We start from the raw sequence: 7,348 nt of genomic DNA on the forward strand, positions 1-7,348 counted from the left end.
TCTATATAGTTCCAGGACGCGGGCTGCGCTGCAGAGAAGAGGGGCTGTGCATAGTGCATAAATATTTGAAGATAGAATTAGATATTCTACTCATTTACAGGGAAAGAAGAAGATGATACTGTATAACCAGAGACAAAAATTGTGCATACTTCACAAGAGCGCCCACATTCCTGGCTGTTGCAGCGCGGCGAGCGGGATCAGCAAGCAAGGGTGCCTCGGGTCCAGAGAACGGTTCAAACTGGCTGGGGAGAGCCACAGATTGGCGGGGTTAGCCAGGGCGGGGTACGAGCGAGTGCCGTACGCGGTCTGAAGGAAGAAAGGAAAGGAGAGAAGTGACGCCTTATGAATGCGCCCTTGCTCAAGGAAAGCTTTGAGCTAGTTGCTCCTCAGAAAGAGGCTTTTGCGCGTCAGTTCTATGAGCGCCTTTTTGCAACCTATCCCCAAACGCGCCCGCTCTTTGCCAGCACCGACATGCGGCGTCAGGAGAGCGCTCTTATGGCCACCCTGGCCGCGGTGGTCGCCGGCGTTGAGCGTGGGGAGAATCTGGTGCCGGTGCTGCGCAAGCTGGGCGAGCGCCATTATCGCTATGGTGTGCAGCCTGAGCACTATCCCCTAGTTGGCCAGGCCCTGCTCGCCACTTTTGGTGACTTTCTCGGGCCGCGTTTCACCCCAGCTATGCAAGATGCCTGGGCCCAGGCTTTTGAGGTCATCAGCTCCCAGATGATTGCTGCTGGTGAACCATAGCACGTTGCGTGAGGGGCACCGCACTGCTTATTTGCCCTCCTGGGTGCGGCTGCCCCTCCTCCCCCTTGCCGGGCCTGGGTCTTAGAGGGTCGGCAGGCGAAGCAATCGTCCCAGCTAGAACTGGGGAATGGAGAGGTCTGGCGCCTCCTCCTCCAGCCCGCTGGCCAACCAGGCGGCGCGGACGCACTGCTTGAGCAGCATCACATTGGTCAGCGGGCCAACGCCACCCGGCGTTGGCGTGATGGCCGCAGCAACCTCGCGTACCGCCTCAAAGTCCACATCGCCCACAATGCCCCCTTCCGGCAAGGCATTGATCCCTACATCGATGACCACCGCTCCTGGACGCACCATCTCGGCGGTCACCAGGCGCGGGCGTCCGACAGCGGCGATCAGCACATCAGCCTGGCGCGTCAGGGCTGTCAGGTCGCGTGTGCGCGAATGGCAGACGCTCACCGTGGCATTGCGCTGCAAGAGCATAAGCGCCAGCGGCTTGCCCACCACATTGCTACGTCCCAGGATCACCACGCGTTTGCCTGCCAGTGGTATCCGCTGGCGATCGAGAATCTCCACGACAGCGGCGGCGGTCGAAGGCAGGAAACTGGGCAGGCCCAGGAAGAGATTGCCGGCGCTCCCGGGGCTGATGCCATCGATATCCTTCGCCGGTGCCACCGTATCGGCGACCATCTGCTGCGAGAGATGGGCGGGTAAAGGCATCTGCACGATGATACCGTGGGTACGCTGGTCCCCGTTGAGCTGAAGCAGCAGGGCGCGCAGCTCGTCGCCGCTGGTCAGGGCAGGTAGCTCCTCTAGCCTGGCCTGCACGCCGATCTCTCCGGCCAGGCGCAGAATGGCCTTGGTATAGACTCCAGAAGCAGCGTCGCCGCCCACGCGCACAATCACCAGACCGGGCGGGTAGCCCTGTCGCTCACGGAAGCGAGCGACCTCTGTTCGCAGCTCGCCCCGAATCTCGGCGCTGAGGGCGCGCCCGTCGAGAATCGTCGCGCTCACAAAGACCCTCCTACCAGGCGCACCACGTCGGTATGGCCTGCCTCCACTTGCTGCAGGGCCGCCTCCAGGCGCCCTTGCAGCTGCTCGACCAGCTGCTGGTTTTTGAGAGAGCGCAGGTTGACGCGCACCATCCACGCTGCCCCCTGGGCTGCACTCACTACCAGGGCGGCCCCTGCGGCGATGTCGCTGCGGACATTCTTGTTGCCGATCTGGGCCAGGCGCACGCAGAAGTGCATCAGCTCCGCCGCTCGCTCGGCTACCTCCAGCGGTACCAGGGCCGCCTCGTGGAGCCGCACCTGAATGGCACGGCTGCGAGCCTCGTTCTCTTCGGTGCTTCCCTTGGGAAGCCGGAAACTCATGGCAAGCCGCTCGTAGGCGTCAATATCCTCTTGTATAAGTTGTTGGAATCGCTCGCGCAATTCCTCTGTCTTTTGTAGAATCTCTTCAATCTCATCCTGTACGTCAGCGTAGCCGCTCTTGCCGATGGTGAGCCGAGTGACCATGCTGGCAAGAGCCGCACCCATCGCTCCACTCAACGCCGCAGCGGAGCCGCCCCCGGGTGTTGGTTGTGAGGAAGAGAGATCATTGAGATACTCCCGTAAGGATTGATCTAAATACATGTACATGTCCTTGCAAAGAGCAGTAGCTGTTGGCTGTCTGCAGTATCCCAGAGGGACAGGCATTTTGAGAGACATTATAGCACAGAACAGCTCTGGCTGCGCGTGCTCTTGCTCTGCGCTGGCTGACTGAGCCTTCCCCCCGGAGTAGCGCGAGGGTGGTCCCCACCAGAGGCTTTGTGAGCTTCGTCACATTTCTCGTGTGAACGGCGACCTGGCGAGATCGCTTCTCGGCAGCTATCTTTCGTACAGAAAAAAGATCTAACTCCGATATTGCCTCTTAATAACTCATTGCTTAGCCAGTTAAATGACTTTTTTAAGAAACCAGTGAAAGATCGCTCGGAGAGTCGAGGTCGATGAAGATGGCTACTCTTCCCCCTCTGTCTCGCTTATGCAGGGGGAACGGCGCTGCCTCTGCCAGCTTCCCGGAGGGCCGCGCAGGCTGCCGCCGTTCTCTCATTCCACCTGCTGCGATCAACGGCCTGGCCGGCGATGTGGCTAGCGTTCCGCCCTGGGCGCTCCGAGAAGCCGCTGGTTGTAGGGCATCGCTGGCGCTGGCTCTTCCTCAAAGGGCTGTGCCTTGCTGCTCCGACGCTGGACTGGGCCAGCCAGGTCAGCCGCTACGTACCGCTGCCACTTGTGATAGCAGAGCAAAGGGATAGGTCTGGCTGGTGGTCTCCTGAGATCAGCCTGAGCGAAGGAGCGATTGCCAGCGCAGCGACCTGACAGCGATTGCAGCGCTTTCCTGTGGAGGCTCCCCCTATGAATAGTAACAGCCTTTGCCTTGCCTGCCATGATCGGGGGATGGAGGGTACTCTGGCCGGCTTGACGCAGAGGCAGGTGGGTGCTGGCGTACGAGGCTGCCCGCGCCTGCCCGCGTCGGTCCCTGCTGGAGTAGGTGGGGCGACAGCGATCATGGCCCCTTCTTCGCAGGCTCGGCTTCCGTTCGCAGCAGGGGTGACGCTGGCGACCTTTCGGACCCCGGCGGGAGTGGCCGTCGCAGATCTGGCCTGGTCGCCGGATAGTCGTCTGCTGGCTTACTGCACGGCGGGAGAGATTCCGGACCTGCGGGTCTGTGATACAGGCAGTCAGAAGACACTTGTCCTCTACCAGAACGAGGCTGTTGATGCCCTCAGCGTTTTCGGCTGGTTTGTCTCTGGCACCTCTCTTGTGAGTTTCCTCGGGCTGTCCCGTGGCCTCCTGCCAGTGTTGACGCCGGCCAATGGTCGCGGACTGGCCCACTATGGTGTTGGCCCAGGATCAGGGATCTCTCTTCCCCATTACTCCTTTGCCTGGTCGCCAGATGGCCGCCGCCTGGCAGTGGCAGGCAAGACCCAGGTGGTCGTGATTGAGGGGAGCTGCGGCCAGATTCTGGCGGTCTACCCACAGCAGCCGCCGCCGGGTGGCCAGCCCTCCTACATCGTGGCCTGGTCGCCAGACGGTCAGACGCTTGCCTCGGCGGGGCGCAGGCACGCGGTGCAGTTGTGGGAGGCGGCCACGGGTCGATCTTGGCAGTATTTCCCAGAGCAGGGGCAGGCCATTGCGGCTGCCTGGTCGCCGGATGGCCGCGCTCTTGCCTATATGGTGGGGTGGGACATGGTCAGGTGCGCAGGCTCGGCCCTGCCCCTGCCGGTGCGGATCATCGTGCGCGAGGTTGAGACGGGGAGACAGCTTCTGGTGCTGCAGGGACGCTTTTTGGTGGACCTGGGCAGGTTGGGGCCGGTGGTCTATCCGCATAGTCTGGCCTGGTCGCCGGATAGCCGCTATCTGGCGACAGCCGGCCAGGGGGCGGAGGTGCAGGTCTGGGAGGTGGGGAGCCAGCGGCTGGCCCTGAGCTATCGAAAGCATCAGGCTACCGTACTGGCGGTGGCCTGGTCTCCCGATGGCAGATGGATCGCCTCGGGGGGGAGAGATGGCACAGTGCGAGTCTGGAGAGCGCCGGGATGCTGACCAGGAACAGAGGAGGAAGAAGGAGAATCTGGCTCTGCGCGCTGCCGAGTAGTGGAAACGGTGGCGGCGCAAGATCTGTAGAAGCGAAGCAGCGAAGAGAGGCATCGAGTCATGAGCAAGAAGCCAACAGTTACGTTAGATGCGATGCGGCTATCGCGTCGCCGGCTGCTGACGGGGAGAGTGGCGCCAGTCAGGGAGCAGCGGCTGGCCCTGAATACGCTGAAGACAGGCAGACCCCCAGCCGGAATGCTGCTGGCGAGCCATGTGATGCGCTACGCCAAAAAGCCACTGTTACCCCGTGGGCTGGTCTGGAAGCCTGACAGCAGCTTACTGGCAGCCTTCGGCGGTTACCAGTTCTACGTCTGGGCCGCGGCAGGCGATCTGCGGGCCGTCTACGAGCCGCTTGGACCCCCAACACAGGGAGCGGTGCTAGCCTGGACGCCCGACGGGCGCACTCTCAGCTTTCTGAACGCGGACGGCCAGACCGGTAACGTGTACCTGGCTCTCTGGGATGTTGCTGCCCCCGAGACAGTGCAGGAGTTCAGGCTTGGCCCCGAGGATGTGGTCTATGCGCTGGCCTGGGCGCCGCGTGGGAACAAGGTGGCTGTGGCGATCCAGGACAGGGTCATCGTCTGTAGCCCGACATCTGACGGAAGGCTTGTCACAAGCGTCACCTACCCTCCGCAGCTGCCGCCGGGTGGTCAGCCTTCCTACATCGTGGCCTGGTCGCCGGACGGCCAGACGATTGCTTCGGCGGGGCACACGCACGCGGTGCAGTTCTGGGAGGCGGCCACGGGCCGGCCCCTGCACTACTTCCCAGAGCAGACTAAGGCCATCGCCGCAGCCTGGTCGCCAGATGGCCGGACCCTGGCCTATCTGACCGGGGCGGTCCCGCCGCCGACGAGCGGTCAGCAGGTGCCACTCACGGTAGTGGTACGGGAGGTGGAGAGCGGGCGACTGCTGCTATCAGTGCCAGCGACCTATCCAGCGGTGCCTATCAGTGACGGCAGGGAAGGCATTCCCTTGCTGCAGGAGGGCCTGACCTGGTCGCCAGATAACCGCAGGCTGGCGATTGCCGGGCAGGGGCCAACCGTGCAGGTCTGGGAGGTAGGGAGCCAACGGCTGCTGCTGACTTATCGTGGCCATCGGGCGCCGGTGGTAGCGGTGGCCTGGGCACCGAATGGGCGCTGGCTGGCCTCGGCCAGCAGCGACGGAGAGGTACGGGTCTGGCAGGCGCCCTAGAGAGTTCTGGACCTGGGGGAGGAACAAAAGAGGAAGAAAGGTCTGAGAAGGAGAGCTACCACCCGCGGGTAAGGGTTCCATCTGAGCAATGCATGAGAAGGGATCGCGACAATGGACAGACAGAACAGGCAAAACAGCGACTCTGACAGCATGCGCATCTCACGGCGCGGGATGATAGGGGCACTGGGGGCACTGGGGGTAGGAGCGAGCCTGGTGGGCTGTCAGCCGGAGCCGCTACCGCCTGGCCTCAATACGACAATGAATAGCCTGGCCACGTCTCTGCGGACTCCAGTGGCTGCCGGGACGAGGCTGATGATCATTCGCGGGCCAGCGGGGGCGCGCATCAGAGATGTCGCCTGGTCGCCCAATAGTAGACTGCTGGCTTACAGCTACGAAATGTTTGACCCATATGTGGGTATGCCACCGATTCTACGGCTCTATGATGTAAGCCGGCAGCAGGCCCTCTGGCTCTATGAGAGCGAGATAGCTGATCTCATTGCGATGGTGGCCTGGTCTCCCTCGGGGTCAGGGCTGACGTTTCTAGGAAAGCCACGTGACCAGCTACAGATGCTGGAAGTGGCTAGCGGGAACACGCTGATGGACATCAGCGATTATTCTGGTCTGCATGCCTTTGCCTGGTCGCCCGATGGCCGCCGGCTGGCGATGGCCGACGATGATCAGGTGAGCGTCCTTGATGGGAATAGCGGTCGGGTGCTGGCGGCCTACCCACCGCAGCCGCCGCCAGGAGGTCAGCCTTCCTACATCGTGGCCTGGTCACCGGACGGTCAGACGATTGCTTCGGCGGGGCGCACGCACGCGGTGCAGTTCTGGGAGGCGGCCACGGGCCGGCCCCTGCACTACTTCCCAGAGCAGGAGCAAGCTATTGCGGCAGCCTGGTCGCCGGATGGGCGCTTCCTGGCCTATGTGGTGGTGAAACCGAGCCAGAAGAGCGACAGCACGTCGCCGGGGCAGGTCGTGGTGCGTGAGGTCAGAACGGGAAGACAAGTGCTGGTCTTGAACGGTAGCTTTCACATCGAATTTGGGCAGCTAGGGGAAGTGGTCTATCCGCATAGCCTGGCGTGGTCGCCGGATGGTCGCTATCTGGTGACAGTTGGCCAGGGGGCAGAGGTGCAGGTCTGGGAGGTGGGGCGCCAGCGACTGGCCCTGAGCTATCGGGGACACCGCGATCTCGTCCAGGCGGTGGCCTGGGCCCCAAATGGCCAGTGGATCGCCTCAGCGGGGGAAGATGGCACCGTACAGATCTGGCAGGCCCCGGGGCGCTGACCGATCCACGGCGTCCCAGCCTGGGAGGGGGTCCCTTCCCTGCTAAGGGGCCTGCCTCCCTGTCTTTGTGCTCGTAAACCGTAAACGTTGGCGGACGCACCAGCCCGGCTCAGGTTCAAAGCCAGAAAGGCAACGTGCCCTCGGCACTCGGCGGACGAATGCCAACCAGCGCCAGCCCGCCCAGCTCATCGCTGTAGTGAATGCTGATTGGCAGCCGTGGAGGACGTAGCGAGCCGGCGTGCAGTAACGTCAAGGCGAGCACCGAGTGCAGGGCCGCCTTGATAGGGAAAGGCGGCTCGCTACGGATATGCAGCGGCTCCGGGGTGGCTGCCGACGAAGGTGGCAGCGTTGAAACAAGCAGGGCCTCGTAGTCGCTCAGGAGCATAGCGCTGCCCTTGGAGGGTGAAGTAATCCCCTCCAGTTGCTGGGGAGGGGACGAAGATCGGCGATGGCTGCCTGATCGAGCCACGGCGGCTGCGACGCGCTCCGATCTCGTGGCGGCG

Annotated in this window: 6 protein-coding genes and 1 pseudogene; 4 read left to right on the top strand and 3 right to left on the bottom strand. The window is 62.9% G+C overall.

The window, feature by feature from the left end; translation table 11 throughout:
- The first annotated feature begins 342 nt into the window (after positions 1–342).
- On the top strand, positions 343–744 hold the full coding sequence (locus tag IRZ31_RS18810) for a globin family protein (RefSeq protein ID WP_297156489.1): 402 nt from the start codon (positions 343–345) through the stop codon (positions 742–744).
- A gap of 114 nt (positions 745–858) precedes the next feature.
- On the opposite strand, the gene IRZ31_RS18815 is transcribed toward IRZ31_RS18810, so the two are convergent.
- Both IRZ31_RS18815 and IRZ31_RS18820 read right to left on the bottom strand, forming a co-directional pair.
- A complete protein-coding gene (locus IRZ31_RS18815) occupies positions 859–1,752 on the bottom strand; it encodes a bifunctional 5,10-methylenetetrahydrofolate dehydrogenase/5,10-methenyltetrahydrofolate cyclohydrolase (RefSeq protein ID WP_297156491.1) in 894 nt (297 codons plus the stop codon).
- Positions 1,749–2,372, bottom strand: a complete 624-nt coding sequence (locus IRZ31_RS18820; RefSeq protein ID WP_297156493.1) for a cyclodeaminase/cyclohydrolase family protein — start codon at positions 2,370–2,372, stop codon at positions 1,749–1,751. Before IRZ31_RS18820 ends, IRZ31_RS18815 begins: the two co-directional genes overlap by 4 nt.
- Before the next feature lie 759 nt (positions 2,373–3,131).
- Here IRZ31_RS18820 and IRZ31_RS18825 point away from each other — a divergent pair.
- From IRZ31_RS18825 to IRZ31_RS18835, 3 genes are all read left to right on the top strand, one after another.
- Complete coding sequence (locus tag IRZ31_RS18825; RefSeq protein WP_297156495.1) at positions 3,132–4,319, top strand: hypothetical protein; 1,188 nt, start codon at positions 3,132–3,134, stop codon at positions 4,317–4,319.
- A gap of 111 nt (positions 4,320–4,430) precedes the next feature.
- Complete coding sequence (locus IRZ31_RS18830; RefSeq protein WP_297156497.1) at positions 4,431–5,561, top strand: hypothetical protein; 1,131 nt, start codon at positions 4,431–4,433, stop codon at positions 5,559–5,561.
- 150 nt (positions 5,562–5,711) lie between these two features.
- Positions 5,712–6,845: a hypothetical protein gene (locus tag IRZ31_RS18835; protein WP_297156499.1), complete on the top strand. Its 1,134-nt coding sequence runs from the start codon at positions 5,712–5,714 to the stop codon at positions 6,843–6,845.
- Positions 6,846–6,960: 115 nt separating this feature from the next.
- Here IRZ31_RS18835 and IRZ31_RS18840 read toward each other — a convergent pair.
- Positions 6,961–7,348, bottom strand: a pseudogene (locus tag IRZ31_RS18840) (hypothetical protein); the annotation flags it as partial.

This window comes from Thermogemmatispora sp. (genome assembly GCF_019683635.1).
GTDB lineage: Bacteria > Chloroflexota > Ktedonobacteria > Ktedonobacterales > Ktedonobacteraceae > Thermogemmatispora.

What these genes read in the sequence shown, in the direction of transcription:
- IRZ31_RS18820 (WP_297156493.1), bottom strand. Translation starts at nt 2,372, where the DNA reads ATGTATTTAGATCAATCCTTACGGGAGTATCTCAATGATCTCTCTTCC.
- IRZ31_RS18835 (WP_297156499.1), top strand. Translation starts at nt 5,712, where the DNA reads ATGCGCATCTCACGGCGCGGGATGATAGGGGCACTGGGGGCACTGGGG.
- IRZ31_RS18830 (WP_297156497.1), top strand. Translation starts at nt 4,431, where the DNA reads ATGAGCAAGAAGCCAACAGTTACGTTAGATGCGATGCGGCTATCGCGT.
- IRZ31_RS18825 (WP_297156495.1), top strand. Translation starts at nt 3,132, where the DNA reads ATGAATAGTAACAGCCTTTGCCTTGCCTGCCATGATCGGGGGATGGAG.
- IRZ31_RS18810 (WP_297156489.1), top strand. Translation starts at nt 343, where the DNA reads ATGAATGCGCCCTTGCTCAAGGAAAGCTTTGAGCTAGTTGCTCCTCAG.